The organism is Anaerotignum sp., from assembly GCF_031981185.1.
Lineage (GTDB): Bacteria > Bacillota > Clostridia > Lachnospirales > Anaerotignaceae > Chakrabartyella.
Map to the genome: position 1 here is coordinate 2,804 of NZ_DALYUL010000005.1, position 20,993 is coordinate 23,796.

Here is a 20,993-nt window from a genome sequence, read left to right on the forward strand (position 1 = left end):
ACAAAAGTTCCCGCAGAAACCCCTTTCATGCTTTCATAAGGCATCAGCAAAATACGATCATCCCGAAAGCCAACAGTCTCTGCCATTATCTGCCTTTTCTCGCTTTCGTTATAAATCATACTGATTTCACCAATGCTGGCTTTTCTTCCGGAGGCTTCAATGGCCATACCCACAATATTTTCAATTTTCCCAATATGGCTTATGGTATTGGTACGTTTTATGACATCAACCAATTCGTTAAACAATATCATTCCCTCCGAGCTTTCCGGCGCTCTTCATAATCGCCCTGATATTCTCAATTTGGGTACTGGCACTGGCATCAATAATTTGATCCGGCAGCTCAATAATACAAGTTCCAGGTGCAGAGTCCTCCATTACCACAATTTTAATATGCTCTGACAAATGAGAAATGGCATCCAACAAATCTGCGTTTGACTCAACGATTAAAGCTGAATCATTTTTAGAAATATATATTTTCGCCCATTCTTTCAACTTCATTTTGTTCGTTGCGGTTATAATCATCTTTTTAATGATCTCCCCGCTGGTTTTTAGGCTAATCTGTATTACCTTCTCTGCAATGGAAATGGCCAGCTCCTTTAGTTCATCAATATTTTGAGAAATAAGCTGAGCCTTTTCTGATTCAAAGGCCTGAGTCAAATCCCTTAATTGAAGAAGAAAAATGGCAGTTTCCTCATCCATTTTTGCTTTATGCTCTTGATATGCCTTTTGGTAACCATCCTGATAGCCTTCTTGGGATGCAATCTCAAAAACATTTTCTTTGATTCTTTCTGCCTCGTGCTGGGCTTGTTTTATGATTTCTTCTGCCTGTTGGTTGGCTTCTTCTATAATTCTTTTCTCTTTTTTCTGAAGCTGTGCTTCTCTTTTTGCCAGTTCCTCTAAAAGAATAGAGCTATCCTCAGATTTGTCACAACTCTCAACTTCAGCCTCTTTCATTTCATCATCTTCAATTGTTTGCTCTATAAACTCTTTCTCAAAACTGGGTAGTACAATATCATCTCCTTGTTTGTGCGAAGAATCAACTTCCTGAAAATCATTACCAAACTGGTCAAACTGAAAGGAGTTTATTGTGGATTTCTCATTATGCAATAATATCATCCTTTCCGCCCTTAGAAATTACAATCTGACCTGCATCCTCAAGCTTTCTGACCACAGCAACAATTCTCTGCTGTGCATCCTCAACATCTTTCACACGCACATTCGTTGTAATTTCAAGTTCAGATTTAATGGTTTCTGTCATACGAGCGGACATATTTGCAAACATAACATTTGCAACCTCGCCTTGGGCACCCTTAAGTGCATAAACAAGGTCTTTTTGATCAACCTCACGAATAACTCTTTGAATAGACAGATTGTCCATACCAACGATATCTTCAAATACAAACATTTTCTTGCGAATTTCCTCAACAAGCTCAACGTCTTTCTTGCTAAGCTCATCAAAGATATATTTTTCATCGCCTCTGTCCACATAGTTCATAACTTCGGCAATATAATCAATACCACCAATTTTGGTATAGTCTGTAGTCATTACGGAAGAAAGCTTTTTCTCAATCTCCTGCTCAACAATTTTCATTGCCTCTGGGGCAGCGCTATCCATTTTTGCAATAGCCTCTACTACGCTGATTTTTCTTTGCTCAGGCAAGCCTGCAATAATATTTGCCGCTCTGCCAGAATCCATATAGGAAAGTACCAAAGCAATTGTTTGAGGTCTTTCATTGTTTAATATGGAGAAAATAGACAAATCGTCATATTTACTAAGGAAAGAGAACACCTTGCTTTTTAAGGTTTTCTCCACCTTACCCAATAACGCATGGGCTACATCCTCACCAAAGGCTTTCTCTAAAACACTTCTGGCATAATCAATGCCACCCTCTGTAACAACCTTATGAAGCATGCAGTTTTTATAAAATTCATCCAAAATGCCTTCCGTAGTTTCTGCGGGTAAAAAGCCCAGTTTCGCCACTTCAATGGTCAATCTTTGTACTTCATCCTCTGTTAAATATTTATAAACCTGCGCCGCTTTTTCTGCTCCAAGGGAGATAACTACAGCAGCAGCCTTTTGTTCCGGCGTAATCGCATTATCCTTCGCCACCTTTATTCTCCCCCTTTTAACCAGTTTCTAATAAGCTGCGCTGAAATTTCCGGATTCTCTCCGGCAAGCTCCCGCACCTTATTTTTCAACTCTAAACCTTTCTCATTGGACAGATTCAGTATTTTATTTTCAGCATCTTCTTGTTGCTTCTGTTTCATCTGTTTCAAGTATGCATCAGGAGAAATACTGGGCTTTGAGGGTATATCTGTAGCGCCCATCAATTTCTTTTTCTTTCTTCTTCTGCTCATGATTACAAGAATTGTAACCAAGATAATTAAAAATACACCTGACGCAATTGCTCCAATTATAATCCAATTATTCCTTCCCAACGTATCCGGGGTTACAGGAGCTTCCTTGCTACCAAAAAACGGTGCAGCAACAATGGCTATTTTATCGTCCTGATTTGCCTTTTCGATACCTGCTGCATTTCCAATCAATCCCTTTAACTCTCTTTGAGAGATATTGCCCAGCGATTCACTGTTAATGGTAATCGATACAGAAATATCCTTAATGCTGCCCGAGTCAATCTGAACTTGCTCTTTCAGCTGATTTACTAAATAATCAATGTTATTTTCCTGTTTATAATAGGTTTCAGAGCCATCCGCCTTTGCCTGAGAATAGGTAGGTACTTCCGCATTGGAGTCGGTTCCAGGAACCCCTCCTGCCGCCGTTCCATCCTTCACCATCTCAACTCCGGTGGATTCCTTGCCAGGAATGCCTTTTTCAGCACCCTCTGTTGGTGTTGCATGATTAATAATTTCCTGAATTTTTTTATCAACGTCAACGGTTGTTCTTACAGAAACCTTAACGTTATCAGAACCATAAATAGGTGCCAAAACGTTCAGTATTTTTGCACGAATGGAATCATCCATGTGCTTTTCAAATTCAAGCTTTAACTTGTTTGCACCGCCGTCAATACTATCTCCCGTTGGTGAAACATCATTTCCGTTGCCGTCTAAAACCACCACATCTGCCATTTCCATGGAAGGTATGCTTTTGGCCACTAATCTTTGAATTCCCTTCACCTGTTCACTAGTAGGAGAACCGCCATCGTTCATAATCACAACAACAGAAGCCTGAGCCTTTTGTACGCTATTGTCATTTAAAACATATTTTTGATCCTCTGCCAAAGCAATGGTTACCTTTGCATCCTTCACCCCTTGGAACAAACGAATGGTAGCACCCATCCGGTTTTGCAATTCAAACAAAAGATAGCTGTTTTTTTCAAAATCTGTGGTTGTCATTCCGATGTTATTTTTAAATACATCATATGTAAAACCACTCTTTGGGTATCCTTCGTAAACAAGCTGCGCCTTTAGTTTTTCTTCTTGATCCTTCGGGACATAAATTACACCATCATTGCCATATTTATAATCAACGCTCAAGCCTTGCAACTTCTCCATAATTTCGCTGGCTTCTTGCTGGTTTAACCCGCTGAAAAGAGTCTCGTAAGGCTTGTTATTCAGAAAAAAAGCAATTCCTACAGAAAATAGGATTACCACCAATCCCCCGATTAAAATCCATTTTCTGACTTTTGGGTTTATTTTTCCCAAAAACTGCTTGCCTTTTTCAAGCAATTCTTTCACTTTTTCATTCAAAGCTGTACCCCTCTTACTATTCTATATTCTTCCCCTCAAGGCAACATTTTGATGCCTCTGTACCGTAAATATCAGAGATTAATTCTCATAAGTTCATTGTAAGATTCCAGTGCTTTATTTCTAAGGGTTACCAATAAATCCACGGAAATTTGCGCCTTGCTAGATGCAATTCCCAAAGAATGGGTATCTTCAGACTGCCCCGTGGCAAATAAATACTGTTCCCTTGCCAAATCCGTTTCGCTATCAACCACGTTCGATACCGCTTCCGAAAAAATATTTCTGAAATCAGTTTGCGTGTTCTTCGTTTTGTTATCTGCATTTAATTGATTCAAAAATTGCATTGGCTCCAATTTATTAATCGGTGTTATAGACATATATTAACCTCCACTCTTTACTTGCCAACCTCAAGCCCTTTAGACGCCATCGCTTTTATTGCATTGAAAGCCGTAACATTTGCATCATAAACTCTTGATGCTTCCATGCCATCCAGAGTTTCCTTTAAAAGGTCAACATTAGGCATCATAACATACCCATTCTCATCTGCATCAGGATGGGTTGGGTCATAAACGGATTTCAGAGGACTTTCATCTTCTTTAATTTCACTCACAATAACCCCCCGCTGATTGGAAGCCACCCCACGAGAGGTTTTGCTGAAAATTTCTTGAAAACTGCTTTTGCCCCTTGGTTCAAATACTACCGTTCGTCTGCGATAAGGCTCTCCGCCCTCTGTTCTCGTTGTATTCACATTTGAAATATTTTCCGAAATCACATCAAGTCTTGCCCTTTGGGCTGTTAACCCGGATGCGCTAATATTCATAGCATTTAAGAAAGCCACTTAAAATACCTCCCAATTTTCACTTCATCGCACTGCGAAGCCTGTTAAACTCACCGTTAATATCATTGATTGCCATTTGGAATTGAATATAAGAACTGGCAAGTTCAACCTGTTCAACATCCATATTCACATTATTGCCATCTAATCGGCTAGATTCATCTGCCTTTGTATGCACACGATAGGAAGTCCCTTCAATAGCCTCTCTCTTCTTACTTGCACCTGCTTGATTATAAAAATCCAATTTACTTTTTAATTCATCTTGAAAAGTTACATATTGTGTTTTGTAACCCGGAGTAGAAACATTGGCAATGTTATTTAAAGTAACCTGTTCTTTCTGCCATAAATAATCAGCCATTTTTTGTGACATTAATACTGAATTATTAAACAATGTTGCGCACCTCTCTTTGTGTCATTCTCTTGCTAAATTTGATAAGCAAAATATTCATTCTTGTTTTACATAATCCTTTTCGCATCAGTCTTTTTCTTTGTTCTCTGAGCAATTCCCATTTTTAATTATTCAACTTTTCAATCATAAAACGAATTACACTAGATAAAAACGGGCTTTTTCGCATTGAATTTTATACATCAATATTTATAAATGTAAAAATAATACAAAAGTACAAATTTACACCTATAATGAAAAATATTCTTTCTAGGTATAGGATTCGTACTTAAACCATAACTTCTTAAATTTTCATATATTTTATTATAGAGAAGTCCTTCGTAAAAATCAACATTTATCACCCAATTTTTATATTAAATGACAAAATTTAATCTTTCTACCAGCAAAATATACCAATAAAATGCATTTTATTACAAAGTTACAAAATGGTTTTTTAGTTCAACACTATTTATGTATTTTATTCATGTTTCGTGTTGTTTTATTATGATTTAAAACTGAATGTTTACTTCGCTTTGTTGACATCATTTCTTCGAATTCTATAGAAAATTTCCGTTTATAATTTAATATTGTAACTTTTATTTTCTTGATTCACTTTTGCATACTTATAAGGCATAAAAATAACCGGCACAAAAATAAAACTTGCTTGTTGTACCAGTTGTTATTTTTATTAAATTAAGTTTTATTGCATTTTTTTATCTTATTAAATACAAATATGGCAAATATAACGTATAAATATAAACTATGGTTATGGATAAAATAATTCAGTTGAGAGTTAATATTTTAGATTCTCATGGATTCTCATGGATTTCCAAGGTGAACTCTGATTTCTACTTCCATATGAGGTCTTCACCCATAAGAATATAAGTAAGGGCAAAAGCCACTAAAGCCTTTGCCCTCCAATTTTTACATCATTTAATTTATTTTGCTGATGCTCCTTCCGGAAATCGTCCATCGAAAACCATCTCCACCTGGCTACACCAATCTAAACATATGCATTCTAATCATAAACAGAATACTAAATCATCCAATAATTAGTGCTTTCTTGTTTCTCTGGGGTAGTTAATCTGCGCCTGTGCCGCCGCCAATCTTGCGATAGGTACACGGAAAGGTGAGCAGGATACATAATCCAGACCAATCAAGTGGCAGAACTCAACAGAGGAAGGGTCACCACCGTGCTCACCGCAGATTCCCAAATGAATGTCAGGGCGAACAGGCAACGCCTTCTCAACTGCCCATTTCATCAACATACCAACACCGGTTCTATCCAATCTTGCTGTTGGATCACATTCATAAATATTCTTATCAATATAATCCGCTAAAATTTTACCTGCATCATCACGGGATAATCCATAGGTCATCTGTGTCAAGTCATTGGTACCAAAGGAGAAAAACTCAGCTTCTGTGGCAATTTCGTCTGCAGTCAATGCTGCTCTGGGAATTTCAATCATAGTACCAACCAGATAATCCAGTTCCCTGCCCTTTGCATCCATAACTGTCTTTGCAGTTTCAACAACAATATTTTTCACATATTTTAGTTCCTTAATTTCACCAATCAAAGGAATCATAATTTCAGGCTTAATATTGATACCCAATTCAACAGAAACCTCAATTGCAGCTTCAATGATTGCTCTTGTCTGCATTTCGGCAATTTCAGGGTAGCTTACTGCCAAACGACAACCTCTATGACCCATCATAGGGTTTAATTCGTGCAAACCTTTTGCTTTCACTTTAAGCTCTTCCACAGTTTTACCTGTTTCTTTTGCTAAAATCGCAAATTCCTCTTCTGTATTTGGCATGAACTCATGAAGAGGAGGATCCAGCAGACGGATTGTAACAGGTCTTTCCTGCATTGCCTTGTAAATGCCCTTGAAATCCTCTTTCTGGAAAGGTTCAATCCCCTTTAATGCCGCAACTCTTTCCTCAATGGTATCAGAAAGAATCATCTTTCTGAACTTCATGATTCTATCACCTTCAAAGAACATATGCTCTGTTCTAGTCAAGCCAATGCCTTCTGCACCAAAATCAATGGCTATTTGAGCATCATGAGGTGTATCTGCATTGGTTCTAACTTTAAGGGATCTCTTTTCATCCGCCCAAGCCATAAATTTTGCAAAATCACCGCTAATTTCGGGGTCAACAGTAGGGATATCCTCGCCGTAAATGTTACCGGTGGAACCATCCAAAGAAACATAATCGCCTTCCTTGAATGTTCTACCACCCAAAGAGAAGGTCTTTGCTTCTTCATTCATTTTAATATCTTCACAGCCAGATACACAGCAAGTACCCATACCACGGGCTACTACTGCCGCATGAGAGGTCATACCGCCACGTACTGTCAGGATGCCCTGAGCTACTGCCATACCTTCAATGTCCTCGGGAGAGGTTTCCAAACGAACCAGAATTACTCTGTTGCCGCCCTCAGCCTGATTTTTTGCATCCTCTGCGGTAAAGCAAACCTTACCTGCCGCCGCACCGGGGGATGCAGGCAGACCTTTTCCAAGGGGCTTTGCTGCTTTTAATGCCTTCTGATCAAAAGCGGGATGCAAAATCTGATCCAACTGCTTAGGCTCAACCTTCATTAACGCCTCTTCCTTGGTAATGAGACCTTCATTTACCATATCAACTGCAATACGAAGAGCGGCATTGGCAGTTCTCTTACCATTTCTTGTTTGTAGGAAGTAAAGCTTGCCTTCTTCCACAGTAAATTCCATGTCCTGCATATCTTTATAGTGATTTTCTAATTTGTTAGCAATTTCCATGAACTGTGTGTAAACTTCAGGCATATCATCTGCCAGCTTGGCAATGGGGTTGGGTGTACGAACACCTGCAACAACATCTTCACCCTGCGCGTTTACTAAGTATTCGCCCAACATGGCTTTTTCGCCAGTTGCTGCATTTCTTGTAAAAGCAACACCAGTACCTGAGGTATCACCCATATTGCCAAATACCATCATCTGTACGTTTACCGCTGTTCCCCAGCTATAAGGAATATCATTCATTCTTCTGTATACAAAGGCACGAGGGTTATCCCAACTACGGAACACTGCCATTGCAGCTTCAAGTAACTGCTCCTTTGGATTCTGAGGGAACTCCTTACCTTGATCATCCAAATAAATCTGTTTGAACATTGCAGTCACCTTTTTCAGGTCTTCTGCTGTCAGCTCTGTATCATAACGCACGCCTGCTTCTTCCTTATATTCATCCAGCTTTCTTTCAAACTTAGATTTGGAAACACCAATTACAACGTCTGCAAACATCATGATAAATCTTCTGTAAGAATCATAGGCAAATCTGGGATTTCCTGTCTTCTTTGCCAAACTTTCAACGGAAACATCATTCAAACCAAGGTTCAAAACTGTATCCATCATACCCGGCATAGATGCTCTCGCACCGGAACGTACGGAAACCAGAAGGGGGTTTTCAGGATCGCCCAGCTTTTTGCCTGCGATCTCTTCAAGCTTGCTTAATGCCACATCAATCTGGGCAATCATTTCTTCAGTCAGTTTCTTACCACCTTCGTTATAATCTGTGCAGGCTTCTGTTGAAATGGTAAAGCCCTGGGGAATCGGCAGACCTAACATTGTCATTTCTGCGAGGTTTGCACCCTTTCCTCCTAAAAGGTTTTTCATGGATGCGTTGCCTTCGCTGAACATGTAAACATACTTCTTGCTCATACACATTACCTCCTGTTTTCCATCTGGATGTCAGACGTGGAATTTTAATTCTGGAATTTTTTGAAAAACTGATCTTAACTGAATTATACCATTTCCCCCGAAAAATCACAACGATATTCCGAAGAGGCAGCTACGCATTCTACGCTATTGCACTAAAATAAAACCATGCCATTGTGATTATGCAGTAATTTTTAAAATTTTATAACAGTTTTTACTTCATGTTGCCAAAAAAAATATGCTGACCAAGGAAGTTGGTCAGCATATTGCATTATGGGACGTAATATGTCCCATTAAAATTTTTGCTCTTAGATATTATCGTTTAAGCTCTTTTATATACAAGTGATAAGTATACAGCACTTTTACTCATTGTGCAACAAAAAACTTCATTCATTTTTGTAAGATATCATTATCATTGACAAAAAATTATGGCTAAAACGTTAGGCAAAAACAAAAGAAAATTGGTACTTTTATAAAATTAGCTGTGTTTTCTTTAATAGCCCGTGTAGAGAAATAAAATCAACACCGTGCAAAGAGGACTACTTACTGCAGTCTGCTTACTCACATCTACCCAAAGAGCAATTTTAGGGTTAAGCTAAAGTATCTGATACAATCAAAAACTATAGTTATTTCCATTTTCTCCATTGTTTGGCGAAGCCCCAAGTGTTTTGTAAGGTTTTTGTATCTTAAAACTCCATTTTTTCTTTCAAATAAGCGTTCAACTGCGCAATAGGCATTCTAACCTGTTCCATAGTGTCTCTGTCACGTACAGTAACACTCTGATCTTCTTCGGATTCAAAGTCATAGGTAATACAGAATGGTGTACCTATTTCGTCCTGTCTGCGGTAACGCTTACCGATGGAACCGGATTCATCAAATTCGCAGTTAAAATCCTTGGAAAGCATTGCAAAAACTTCTGTAGCCTTTTCACTCAGTTTTTTGGAAAGAGGGAAAACAGCAGCCTTAACCGGCGCAAGGGCAGGATGGAAGCGTAATACTGTTCTTACATCGCCTTCGCTAACCTCTTCCTCATCATATGCCTCGCATAAAAACGCTAAAGTCACACGGTCTGCACCTAAGGAAGGCTCGATGCAGTAAGGGATATATTTTTCATTCTTTTCCTGATCGTAATAGGTCATATCCTGACCACTAACCTCTTGATGGCATTTTAAGTCAAAATTGGTTCTGTCGGCAATACCCCAAAGCTCGCCCCAACCGAAGGGGAACTTAAACTCAATGTCTGTTGTTGCATTACTATAATGGCTCAATTCTTCCTGCTCGTGATCACGCAAACGGATGCTGTCAACTTGCATATTCAACTTCAATAACCAATCCTTGCAGAAGCTTCTCCAATACTCAAACCACTGTAAATCAGAGCCAGGTTCACAGAAGAATTCCAACTCCATCTGCTCAAATTCTCTGGTACGGAAGGTAAAGTTACCTGGTGTAATTTCGTTACGAAAGGACTTACCGATCTGACCAATACCAAAAGGTAATTTCTTTCTGCTGGTACGCTGTACATTTTTAAAGTTTACGAAAATACCCTGGGCAGTTTCAGGACGAAGATAAACCACATTTTTTGCATCTTCAGTAACACCCTGAAAGGTTTTAAACATTAAGTTAAACTGGCGAATATCTGTAAAGTTATGGCTACCGCAGGAAGGGCATGCAACCTGATGTTCGTCAATAAAGTGTTTCATTTCATCATTGCTCCAGCCATCAACTGCCGCCTCAGGCATATTGTGCTGGGAAATATAATCCTCAATCAATTTATCTGCACGGAAACGTTCCTTACATTCCTTACAATCCATCAAAGGGTCGCTAAAACCGCCAACATGACCGGAAGCCACCCAAGTTTGAGGGTTCATCAAGATTGCGCAATCAACACCAACATTAAATGGACTTTCTTGAATAAATTTCTTCCACCAAGCCTTTTTCACGTTGTTTTTCAGCTCAACACCAATGGGGCCGTAATCCCAAGTGTTTGCCAAACCGCCGTAAATTTCAGAACCGGGGTAAACGAAGCCCCTGTTTTTTGCTAATGCAACTACCTTTTCCATGGTTTTCTCTGTCATAATAATTCCTCCTTCAAAAAAGTTCGATAAGTTTTACCGAGGAAAGGCAATAAAAAAACTTCCCTCCCTCGCTATAAAAGCAAGGGACGAAAGTTTATCTTCCGCGGTTCCACCCTTATTGATCTACGCAAAGCGTAAATCCACTCTTGTGAAGTCCTGCTCCAAAGTGCCCTTCACCGTACTCTGCTGTCTTCTTTTCACCCACCGAAGACTCTCTGAAAACATACCACGGATACTCCTCTTTTTCATTGCAGTTATTCAATTTAGCCATTATGCTAACACTTTAACGCATTTCTGTCAATACCTATTTTGGAAACTACAGTTCTTTGCTAAATTCTCGGCTTTTAAGCCGCACCCCCATATGTACCTCCAAATAGCGTCGCAAAATAGTGTCCAACTGGGTCATTGCCTCCTCAGAAAGAGTAAAGGCAAAAATTTGCTTTCCTTCCCGTTCGCCAATAAATGAGATTGCCTTTTGCACAGCCCCAAGAAGGGGTATTTCTCCGCCAATACAATGGTCTTTACAAAGGAATTCCCCTGCCGCTTCATTAAAAAATAAAGGTTCATTGTCCTTGCTGCAAACCATACATCCCTCATCGGACAATACACCGGAAAGCTGGGCATATTTCACTTCAAAAATGCGGGAAATAAGCCTTGGTTCTACTTGGCTTTTCTCCAGCATTGTTAAGGCATATAGCAGGAGTTTTAAGGTCTCATCCTGCTCTATACCGGCTGGACAAGTCCGCTCCACCAGTTCCGTCAAATAAACAGCTTCTGCAAGACGATCCATATCCATTCGTATGTCATAAAAGCTTTCAAGCAAATCTGCTTGGGTCAAAGAATAAAAGCCTTTCCCCTCGTAGACAAAAAAATCGCAATAGGCAAAAAGCTGTGTGCCAGAAAGCAGCTTGCTTTTGGTGTTTTTTGCACCACGGGCATTGAGCATAACCCGCCCAATGCCCTTAGCCAAAACCAAAATCCGTTTGCCACTCTCACCCACTTGGTTTTCCTGAATTACAACACCTCTAAAATGAACAACCCCCACTTTTTTCCCTCTTTTTCTTATAAGACCTCAGAACGCTATCCCAAACCCTTTAAGCTGATCATCACCTTTGCTTCGCAAAAGTCGGCTTTGCCCCCTGCCCTATCTTAGGCAGTGCCGTTTTGAAAAGGCTTGACCTAAATTTTTATAACCCAAAATTACATTTTTACTGTTATATTAATTCACCCCCCATGCAGAAGGGGGCGACGAAAGATTTTGCTCTTGCTTTTTTCAAAAAGCAAGTGGGTGTGGGTGAAACCCACGGTCTTAAGTTCTTATATACTTAATAAAAATTTTTATTTTTTGAGCTATCGGCGATCCTCCGTCGGGGATTTGGTCTATCTCCCAAATCGGATTTGTAACGCAAATAATCTTCGATCTGACCTGTTTGAACAAACTTTTGCCAGTATGCCTTTTTATTCCGCTCGTCCATAAAACCGTCCCCTTTCTTTCATTATGTTATGGAGCTATAACGAAAGCATACAGGTAAATTAATACCAACAGCTCCAAATCAGAAAGGGTTATTGATTCTATCAGACATTTCGTTTATCATATCCAAAATTTTTCAGTAAAAAGTCACTGTCCCGCCAATCCTTTTTTACTTTTACCCAAAGCTCCAAATAAATTGGTGAGCCCAACAATCGCTCCATATCTCTTCTCGCTAACGAGCCGATTTTTTTCAACATAGCTCCCTGCTTACCAATAATAATCCCCTTGTGGGAATCTTTTTCGCAATAAATGGTTGCTTCCACATCTACCATATTTTGTCCTTCTCGTTTTTTCATAGACATAATTTCCACAGCAATTCCATGGGGAATTTCATCTTGAAGCAAATACAAAGCCTTCTCGCGAACAATTTCAGAAGCAATTTGACGCTCAGGCTGATCGGTAACCATATCCTCGGGAAAATATTGAGGACCTTCTGGCAAATATTTCTTAATCACATCCATTAACGCATCGGTATTGCTGCCCTTCATGGCGGAAATGGGAACAACTTCTATAAAAGAATACAGCTTACGGTAAGCTTCAATTACCTGTAAAAGCTTCTCTCTTTCGATGGTATCAATTTTATTAATAACCAAAACCACCGGGGTCTTTACGTTCTCCAAGCGGTCGATTACATACTGATCCATCTCTACTACCTTTTCCGTGGGTTCGATAAGCATTAAAACCAAATCCACTTCGTTAAAGGTATTCTCTGCAGAACGCACCATAAATTCACCCAGCTTATGCTTAGGCTTATGGATGCCTGGTGTATCCAAGAATACACACTGAAAATCTTCTTTGGTTAAGATACTAGTGATTTTATTACGTGTTGTCTGAGGTTTATGGGAGGTAATGGCGATTTTTTCCCCGATAAGGCAATTCATCAATGTGGATTTCCCAACATTGGGTCTGCCAATTAGTGTTACAAAGCCGGAATGGAATTTTTTCATGCTTGTCCCTCCGCGTTTTCTGCTGCAATGTATGCTTTATATTCTGCTTCTTTCACGTCCCAATCCTTCTGCATGTCCAACAAAATCATGTATTGCAACCAACGGTCATTTTTAGTTTCAATATCCTCTTGGGTTAAACCTTTAATCAGGGTTAAAGCCTGATAAAATTTCATGCCCGCTTCCGCAGTCATATACTCAGATTGCATGCCTAATACAACACAAATTTTATTGGGCAAAGCATATCTTCTGATTTCTTCCTGAACGCCCTCTGTGCTTTTCCCCATTTGACGCATAAATTCCAACGCATTTTTATAATGAATCACATATTCACTTTCCTTAATTTTAACACGCTGTGCTTTCCAATTTTCCTCAATATACGCCACCACTTCTTCCATGGTCTTAGCGTTCGGTTTCAAATCCACATGGGCAAATTTTTCTCTTAATGCATCCATTTTTATTCCTCCTATTTCAAAACAAATCAATTACAAAAAAGTCATCGGGAAAATCCCACAAATATCTGAAAACATTATAGTTCTTGGAACGTCTTAAATCCAGTAGGGGGAATCCTTTCGCTCCCCAAAAGCCGGTCATTCCCAGGCTTCATGAGCGTTGTGGCTTAAAGAGTATAACCTAATTTATGCCTTTACCCTTATGAAAAATAAGAACGAACATATTCTAATATTTTTGTCTTTTCTCCGTTTTATTATATACGGATAAAGGGTTTTTCACAAGTAAACAGTACAAACATAGCTTTGCAATCATGCCTATTTATGCTTTTTCGCCCTTTTGAACTTATTTTGCATATGGCTAGCATGAAGCTCAGCTTTTTAATTATCATTCGCTTCTAGCAGTCCCTCAGCTCGTCCCATTTTTTTCGGATTGCCTTCATATCCTCCCAAGCAGGGCGTTTTTTCTCTTCATCCCGTAAAAGTGCCGAGGGATGATAGGTTGCAATAAAGTCATACCCCATTTTAGGGAACCATATCCCCCTTTGGCGAGTGATGCGAAAACTAGGGTCAAGGATTGTTGTTGCTGCAATTCTGCCTAGGCAAACAATGATTTTCGGTTCAATTAATTTTAATTGATATCTTAAATAATTTAAACAGGCATCTTTCTCATCATCATAAGGATCTCGGTTCCCCGGTGGGCGGCATTTCACAATGTTAGTAATATATACATTCTCCAAGGAAAGTCCAACGCTTGCCAGCATTCTATCTAAAAGCTGTCCCGCAGGTCCAACGAAGGGTTGTCCCTGCAAATCCTCCTGCTGACCAGGACCCTCCCCGATAAACATAATATCCGCCTTAGGGTTACCCTTGCCAATCACCACATGACTGCGTAGTTCCCACAGCCTGCATTTTTTGCAGTTAAAACAAGCACCCTCTAACGTCTCCCAACTCTTTTGAGCCATAGCTCTCCCTCGCTTACTTTATGTCCTCACCACGAAAGCCCATAGGCAATAATTCCTTGAGACTCATTACTTTCATGCCTTCACGGTCGCTATCCAAAATCACTTCTCCTTCAGGCAAAAATTCATATAATACCTGCCTGCAAATGCCGCAAGGTGCCGCATAATCTCCAGAGCTAGCAACAATGGCTATTTTATCAAATTCCTTCACACCCTCAGAAATTGCTTTTGTTATAGCCGTTCTTTCTGCACAAATGGTAGCACCATAGGATGCATTTTCCACATTACAACCAAGAAAAACCTTACCGTTCTTCGCCAATAACGCTGCACCAACTTTAAATTTTGAATAAGGCGCATAGGCCTTTTCCATCGCTTCCTTTGCCAATAAAACCAGTTCCTGATTTTCCATAAAAATCATCTCCTTATTCTCTTGGTATTCCTGCCTTATTCAATATTTCCCTCTGTTTTTCAAACATTTCCTTTTCTTCCTCTTCCTCCATATGGTCATAACCCAATAGGTGAAGCATACTATGAGCGGTCAAAAAAGCAATTTCTCTTTTTAAAGAATGTCCGTATTCTTCCGCTTGCTCACGGGCACGCTCTAAGGATATAATAATATCCCCCAAAAGCACCTCATCTTTTTCATTTAAATCGGGCATTTCCCCCTCTTCAAACGTCAAAAGAGGGAAACTCAAAACGTCAGTGGCACGGTCAATATCCCGAAACTGCTTGTTAATTTGATGAATCTCTTCATTATCCACAATGGATACACTGACCTCACAGGGCTTTTGAAACCCCTCATAAGTCAAAGCATCTGCGATTATTTTTTCTATCGTTTGAGAAAGCTCTAAGGAAAAAGCCTCCTCCGTTCGATTATCAATCAAAATTGTCACTATCTTTCTCCTCTTTTCCCAGCTCGGTCTTATGGGATGCCGCTTCGATTTCTTCCTTTTTCGGGTAGCTGACTCTCTCATGATACATGCCGTGGAAAACCTTAAAAAAGGCTTTTTGTATTTTAGCCAATTCATGAATGGCTAAGCCACTACGGTTTAATTGTCCGTCATCCAGCTTGTCCTTAATCAGACCATAAATGGCTCCTTCAACTTCCTCCAAGGTCTTTCCGCTGCCCAGCATAGCACGAACAGCCGCCTCCACTGTATCTGCAAGCATCACCACTGCGGATTCTCTGCTTTTAGGAATGGGCCCATCATAGCGATAATCCCCTTCATTTACATGTTCAGACCCGTAAACCTTTAATGCCTTAAAATAAAAATATTTCACCACCGTTGTTCCGTGGTGTTCTTTCATAATATCTAAAATAACCTTAGGCAGACCAAATTCCATTCCCATCTCCACACCAGCCTTAGTATGCTGGGTAATGATGCGGGCACTGGATTTTGGTTCAATATCATCATGGGGGTTATGGCCTGTTTGGTTTTCAGCAAAAAACATGGGATATTTCAACTTTCCTACATCATGATAGTATGCTCCTGCTCTAGCCAAAGCCGTATTTCCACCAATTTCATAAACTGCCGTCTCCGCCAAATTTGCCACAATCAGACTATGGTGATATGTACCTGGCGCTTCAATCATCAGCTTACGTAAAAGCTCATTGTTGGGATTGGTCAATTCCAAAAGACGCAAAGGCGTATTTGCTTCAAATACACTCTCCCAAAAAGGTAAACTTCCCACAACTACAACAACGGAAATCAATCCCACCAAAGCACCAAAAGCGGAAGCTATGATAAGCTGGGTTGTATAACCATCTCTGAAAAAAAGACCTACTGAAAGCATTGTTACCAGACTCACCACCGCCATACCTAATGCAACAGGCACAACTAATGTACGCTTTTCAGTCTTTTGAATCAGCAACGCACCAAAAGAACCACTGATTAAAACATAGGATAAAAATTCTACATCCCCGCTGACAATCATGCAGGCAATGATGGAAAAAAAGCAATTCATCAAAAGTGCCATACGCCGGCCGATTAAAATGCTAATAAGCATTGCAAACAAGGATAATGGAATTAAGGAGTAATAGTGCAATAACGCCATAGCCTTGCAAAGAAGAATCATAAGGACATATACACTAAACAACATTCTGATTTCATTCTTTTTTAAAATGGCAGCTCCTTTATTCCAGAAAAAGAAAAGCCCTACAGCGCCAAAAAGCAATATCACAATGGAACAACTTCCCAAAAAGGGCAGAAGGCTGTCACCATGTTGAGAATCTCCAATCAGTTTTAATGCAACCAGTCTATCGTAAATATCTTGGGTTATGATTTCTCCTTCATCCACAATTTTCTGATTTTTACGAATGAGAACTTCGCTTACCTCATTGCGCTTTTGCTCTTTAATGGCATCCATGGCCTCTTCATCCAGAACTAAGTTTGGATCTAGCGCTGTGGAGACAATCGAATATGCCATCCCCTTTAAATCTTCACTCCAAGGGGTTGCACCAACCCCGTCCCTTACCTTCTCTTTGGCATGCTCCAGTTCATCCGCCGATAGGCCTCCGCTGTAAATCTGGTTGAGTACTCCAACACAGTCCTCAGCAAATAGAATGCGGTTTGACAGGGGCATTGCCTGATACGCTGCCAATTGCCGATTGCTTAGCACCACAGGCAGCTTTAGGGATGCCTCCTTTACCTTTTGATAAAAGTCATCCCCATCCTTCATTGCCAGTATTACTTCATTAAGTTCTTGAAAAACATCATTGACTTGCTTGGTGCTATTTGCCTCAACTGTGATATCATTTTTGTAAATTGGTCCAACACTGTTTGCCGCTGCTGTTTGCAGCTTGTTTGTCGTGACCTCATCCACCGTATCCCGAGGGGCAACATATCGTTTTATTGCCACATCCCCAACTTGAACGATTTCTTCGTATTTCCCATAGTGACTCATGCCAATGCAAAGCACAGTCAATACGAAAGCAACTCCCAGCAAAACCCACTGGGGATATCGCTTAATATCTACCTCTTTTGTCTTTTTTTCCATCCAGATCACTCCGCTTCTTGGTCTCCAGTTTCTCATATGCCAGAATGATTTTTTGTACCAATGGATGCCGCACCACGTCTTTATTGGTCAATGTTATCATACCAATTCCATCAATACCTGTTAAAATTTTGGTTGCTTCCATCAGCCCCGAACGTTTCCCTTCGGTTAGGTCTATCTGGGTCAGATCCCCAGTAATTACGGCTTTGGAGCCATATCCAATACGTGTTAAAAACATCTTCATCTGCTCTGGCGTTGTATTTTGTGCCTCATCCAAAACAATAAACGCATTATCCAGGGTACGACCACGCATATATGCTAAAGGGGCAACTTCAATGAGTCCCCGCTCCATATTTTTCAAAAAATTTTCTGAACCCATAATTTCATAAAGAGCGTCATAAAGGGGCCTTAAATAAGGATCTACTTTTTGCTGTAAATCTCCTGGTAAAAAACCTAACTTTTCTCCCGCTTCAATGGCAGGGCGGGTCAATATGATTCTGCTGACCTCGTTATTTTTAAATGCAGTGATTGCCATGGCCATAGCAAGATATGTCTTGCCCGTTCCCGCAGGTCCCACGCCAAACACCACAGTATTATTTTTTATTAAATCCACATATTTTTTCTGGCCTAAGGTCTTTGGTTTTAAAGGTCTTCCATTTGCAGTGATGCAAACCAAATCGTTATAGACCTTTTCCACCTCTTCTAAATTCATTTCATCAGCAGCTGTAATAAAATAATTTAAATTTTGATCGGTAATCTCTTCGCCTTTTCTTGCCAAAGCCCCAAGGGAATTCATTACACTCCAAGCTTTATGCACATTTTCTTCTTCTCCGCTGATTTTCACATCATCTCCGCGGTTTACAATCTTAACGTTCCATTCTTTTTCTATTTTTCTTATATTTGCATCAAACTGTCCAAAAACAGACAGCATCGCCCTATTGTCCATTTGTATCGTTCGTTCCGTCTGTGCCATCTACGGCATCCCGCCCTTTCTCTGCGTTTCGTTTTTCATCAATTCTCTCTGTCAATTCCGCTTGCCCCGTTGCCCGAACACAATCGGTATACTCATTGTATTTCACATCAATTTTTTCTATTTTACCATATACACTGACACTTTGCTCTGTCTTTTTTCTCAGTATCTCCTCAAGTTCTGTCTTCGCTTCGTCAACCGTGCGACTTCTTTTTTCAAGGGTATATAGATTATATTGCTCTTTTTTTAAAGAAATAGGTATTTTAAAATCACCCAAAGCTAAATCTTTTTGAAAAAGCACATCAACATCAGCTTCAGTATCACCCAAAGATGGACGAATAAAGTCTGCATCCTGGCCAAAAAAACTTAAAACATGATTGGTTTTTGTACTTCCTGTATATACCTTTTCGTCATAGGAAAGAGGCAGTTCCTCCGTTAGTTGCTGCCAAATTTTAGCCGTAACCACACCCTCAGCAGCCACATATTCTGTATGCTGTTCCTCACCTTCCAGCCCAATTAAAACCTCAGATGAGATTAAGACATCTCCTTTTTTCACCAAATCGCCCTCTTTCACCTTGGGCGTTCCTCTTTCCGCAGTGATTTTTAATATGACACCATCTGTATTTGCAATGATATCGCAAGGTGTTTCCTTATCCACCACTTCAGCCTTTTGAATGGTTTCCGCCACCTTAATGGTTACGTCCGTGCCCTTAATACCTACACTGACCCAAGAAATATCCGGAAACTGAATTAATATGTCTTTTGTTATTTTTTCGGTGCTGATTCCTCTCTTCCACGCAGCAGGCTTCAGCCCCAACTCCTGACAATAGGTCAGGATATCTTCCTTAGCTACTCTTTCATTCCCCTCAACTTTAATAACCCAAATAAAGGATGAAAGAAAATATAGCCCAATGGCAAACAGCAGTATCCCCGCTGTCAAAACCTGTCGCCCATGAAAGCGTCGAGCTTTTGCAGGAAACCCACCATATCCTTGAACCTCAAGCCTACATCCGGTTTTTTCCGCACACATGGAAAGGGTATCCAAACTTCCCATAGGTGCCTTTATAAGCACCCCAGCGCCTTTGGTTTCCACATCCCATAAATATACTCCACGGTAGGAAAGCATATTCATAAACCGCTCTGCGGCAAAACCGTTTACTTTTATGATAACATATCCACGGAAATAATACCATAATGCCAGAAACAAAATCCTCACCCCATCAGGTCAAAAATTCCAAAGCAACCACCTTCCCCGTAATCACCAATACATCTGTGGTTAGTTGCTTCAGCCCCAAATCTTGCCCTCGGATACATAAAGTGCCCGCCTTTGTGCCAATGCGAATGCTCTCCTCTCCGTAAGTCAATATTCCTTTATGATTTTCAATCGTGATTTCCTCTCGACCCATTAAGGAAATCAACGGTAAATCCAGCATGATTTCCTTTGGCAAGTCTAAAGCCTCAGACACGCCCCTTCGTAAATCCATATACTATCACCATCCGAAAAACCGTTTGTTTACATTATGCGGGAAAACGCCAAGAAATACCTTGTCTATCAATGTTGCATGGCTTCTCATATCATCCGTTATATAAATTATCCTCCTTTGCACAACAAATTTTAATGAAAAATTGTTTTTTTCAAAAAAAGAAGCACGACCTCTTTTTGAAAGAAATCGTGCTTTATCAATTACTTTGGTTCTCTTTGTTCCAAGCCCTTACCATGCCATAAATGATTGTTCTTCTAGTCAAGAAATTACAACCATTTTGTGTGATTAGCCTAACAGCGCTCTGTCACTTACAAACTCACTGCCGCTTGCCACAGAGAATTTCTGCAATAAATCCTCCACAGTCAGTTTCTTTTTCTCCTCGCCTTTAATATCCAAAATAATGCGTCCATCGCTCATCATAATCAAACGATTTCCATGGGCAATGGCATCCTTCATGTTATGGGTAACCATCAGGGCAGTTAAACCATGCTCCCCAATAATGCGGTCAGAAAGCTCCAAAACCTTTGCTGCTGTCTTTGGATCCAAAGCCGCCGTATGCTCATCCAATAAAAGCAGCTTGGGTTTTTTCAGCGTTGCCATCAATAACGTTAGTGCCTGTCTCTGCCCTCCGGAAAGCAAACCAACCTTTGCCCTGAGGCGCGTTTCCAATCCCAAATCCAAGGTTTTTAAAAGCTCCTTGTATTCTCCTCTCTCCTTTTGGGTAATCCCCCACCGCAAACCCCTGGATTGACCTCTGCGGTAAGCTAAAGCAAGGTTCTCCTCAATTTCCATATCCGCCGCCGTCCCTGTCATGGGATCTTGAAACACACGACCCAAATACAATGCCCGCTTATGCTCAGGAAGCTTCGTCACATTCACCCCATCAATTATAATTTCACCACTGTCAATTGGCCATACACCGGAAATGGCATTTAACATAGTGGATTTCCCGGCGCCATTACCACCA

The 20,993-nt window shown here is 40.2% G+C and carries 20 protein-coding genes, 1 pseudogene and 1 other annotated feature; all 21 genes and pseudogenes read right to left on the reverse strand.

Annotated elements, in window-relative coordinates:
- Window positions 1-245 (reverse strand): annotated as a pseudogene (gene fliI / locus RTK36_RS03710) (flagellum-specific ATP synthase FliI); the annotation flags it as partial.
- The gene (locus RTK36_RS03715) at window positions 238-1,116 is read right to left on the reverse strand and encodes a FliH/SctL family protein (RefSeq protein WP_312044481.1); all 879 of its coding nucleotides are present in this window, start codon (window positions 1,114-1,116) and stop codon (window positions 238-240) included. The pseudogene fliI and the gene RTK36_RS03715, both read right to left, overlap by 8 nt.
- Window positions 1,100-2,110 (reverse strand): flagellar motor switch protein FliG, encoded by a 1,011-nt coding sequence (gene fliG / locus RTK36_RS03720; RefSeq protein ID WP_256148761.1) that lies wholly within the window; start codon window positions 2,108-2,110, stop codon window positions 1,100-1,102. The genes RTK36_RS03715 and fliG overlap by 17 nt, the downstream gene beginning before the upstream one ends.
- A 2-nt stretch (window positions 2,111-2,112) precedes the next feature.
- Window positions 2,113-3,708: a flagellar basal-body MS-ring/collar protein FliF gene (gene fliF, locus RTK36_RS03725; RefSeq protein WP_312044483.1), complete on the reverse strand. Its 1,596-nt coding sequence runs from the start codon at window positions 3,706-3,708 to the stop codon at window positions 2,113-2,115.
- 71 nt (window positions 3,709-3,779) lie between these two features.
- Complete coding sequence (fliE, locus tag RTK36_RS03730; RefSeq protein WP_312044485.1) at window positions 3,780-4,082, reverse strand: flagellar hook-basal body complex protein FliE; 303 nt, start codon at window positions 4,080-4,082, stop codon at window positions 3,780-3,782.
- A 17-nt stretch (window positions 4,083-4,099) separates the two neighbouring features.
- On the reverse strand, window positions 4,100-4,543 hold the full coding sequence (gene flgC, locus RTK36_RS03735; protein ID WP_312044487.1) for a flagellar basal body rod protein FlgC: 444 nt from the start codon (window positions 4,541-4,543) through the stop codon (window positions 4,100-4,102).
- Between the two features lie 19 nt (window positions 4,544-4,562).
- Entirely contained in the window at window positions 4,563-4,931 is a 369-nt protein-coding gene (gene flgB / locus RTK36_RS03740) for a flagellar basal body rod protein FlgB (protein WP_312044489.1), read from the reverse strand.
- 1,046 nt (window positions 4,932-5,977) lie between these two features.
- Complete coding sequence (gene ppdK, locus RTK36_RS03745; protein WP_312044491.1) at window positions 5,978-8,620, reverse strand: pyruvate, phosphate dikinase; 2,643 nt, start codon at window positions 8,618-8,620, stop codon at window positions 5,978-5,980.
- A gap of 683 nt (window positions 8,621-9,303) precedes the next feature.
- A complete protein-coding gene (locus tag RTK36_RS03750) occupies window positions 9,304-10,692 on the reverse strand; it encodes a glycine--tRNA ligase (RefSeq protein ID WP_312044493.1) in 1,389 nt (462 codons plus the stop codon).
- Window positions 10,693-10,771: 79 nt separating this feature from the next.
- Window positions 10,772-10,950: a binding site (T-box leader), on the reverse strand.
- 58 nt (window positions 10,951-11,008) lie between these two features.
- On the reverse strand, window positions 11,009-11,737 hold the full coding sequence (gene recO / locus RTK36_RS03755; protein ID WP_312044495.1) for a DNA repair protein RecO: 729 nt from the start codon (window positions 11,735-11,737) through the stop codon (window positions 11,009-11,011).
- 280 nt (window positions 11,738-12,017) lie between these two features.
- On the reverse strand, window positions 12,018-12,167 hold the full coding sequence (locus tag RTK36_RS03760; protein ID WP_312044497.1) for a hypothetical protein: 150 nt from the start codon (window positions 12,165-12,167) through the stop codon (window positions 12,018-12,020).
- Between the two features lie 100 nt (window positions 12,168-12,267).
- Window positions 12,268-13,170 carry a GTPase Era gene (era, locus tag RTK36_RS03765; RefSeq protein ID WP_312044499.1) on the reverse strand — a complete coding sequence of 301 codons (903 nt, stop codon included), beginning with the start codon at window positions 13,168-13,170 and terminating at the stop codon, window positions 12,268-12,270.
- Complete coding sequence (locus tag RTK36_RS03770) at window positions 13,167-13,622, reverse strand: hypothetical protein (RefSeq protein ID WP_312044501.1); 456 nt, start codon at window positions 13,620-13,622, stop codon at window positions 13,167-13,169. The genes era and RTK36_RS03770 overlap by 4 nt, the downstream gene beginning before the upstream one ends.
- A 392-nt stretch (window positions 13,623-14,014) precedes the next feature.
- Window positions 14,015-14,581: a uracil-DNA glycosylase gene (locus RTK36_RS03775; protein WP_312044503.1), complete on the reverse strand. Its 567-nt coding sequence runs from the start codon at window positions 14,579-14,581 to the stop codon at window positions 14,015-14,017.
- A gap of 13 nt (window positions 14,582-14,594) precedes the next feature.
- Complete coding sequence (cdd, locus tag RTK36_RS03780) at window positions 14,595-14,987, reverse strand: cytidine deaminase (protein ID WP_312044505.1); 393 nt, start codon at window positions 14,985-14,987, stop codon at window positions 14,595-14,597.
- Between the two features lie 13 nt (window positions 14,988-15,000).
- Window positions 15,001-15,471, reverse strand: coding sequence for an rRNA maturation RNase YbeY (gene ybeY, locus RTK36_RS03785; protein ID WP_312044507.1), 471 nt, complete (start codon window positions 15,469-15,471; stop codon window positions 15,001-15,003).
- Window positions 15,455-17,575: an HD family phosphohydrolase gene (locus RTK36_RS03790; RefSeq protein ID WP_312044509.1), complete on the reverse strand. Its 2,121-nt coding sequence runs from the start codon at window positions 17,573-17,575 to the stop codon at window positions 15,455-15,457. Before RTK36_RS03790 ends, ybeY begins: the two co-directional genes overlap by 17 nt.
- A complete protein-coding gene (locus tag RTK36_RS03795) occupies window positions 17,544-18,545 on the reverse strand; it encodes a PhoH family protein (protein ID WP_312044511.1) in 1,002 nt (333 codons plus the stop codon). Before RTK36_RS03795 ends, RTK36_RS03790 begins: the two co-directional genes overlap by 32 nt.
- On the reverse strand, window positions 18,508-19,749 hold the full coding sequence (locus RTK36_RS03800) for a sporulation protein YqfD (RefSeq protein ID WP_312044512.1): 1,242 nt from the start codon (window positions 19,747-19,749) through the stop codon (window positions 18,508-18,510). The genes RTK36_RS03795 and RTK36_RS03800 overlap by 38 nt, the downstream gene beginning before the upstream one ends.
- 13 nt (window positions 19,750-19,762) lie before the next feature.
- A complete protein-coding gene (gene yqfC, locus RTK36_RS03805) occupies window positions 19,763-20,026 on the reverse strand; it encodes a sporulation protein YqfC (RefSeq protein WP_312044513.1) in 264 nt (87 codons plus the stop codon).
- A gap of 285 nt (window positions 20,027-20,311) precedes the next feature.
- Window positions 20,312-20,993, reverse strand: a 682-nt coding sequence (locus RTK36_RS03810; protein WP_312044515.1) for an ABC transporter ATP-binding protein, incomplete at its 5' end; no start/stop codon positions are given.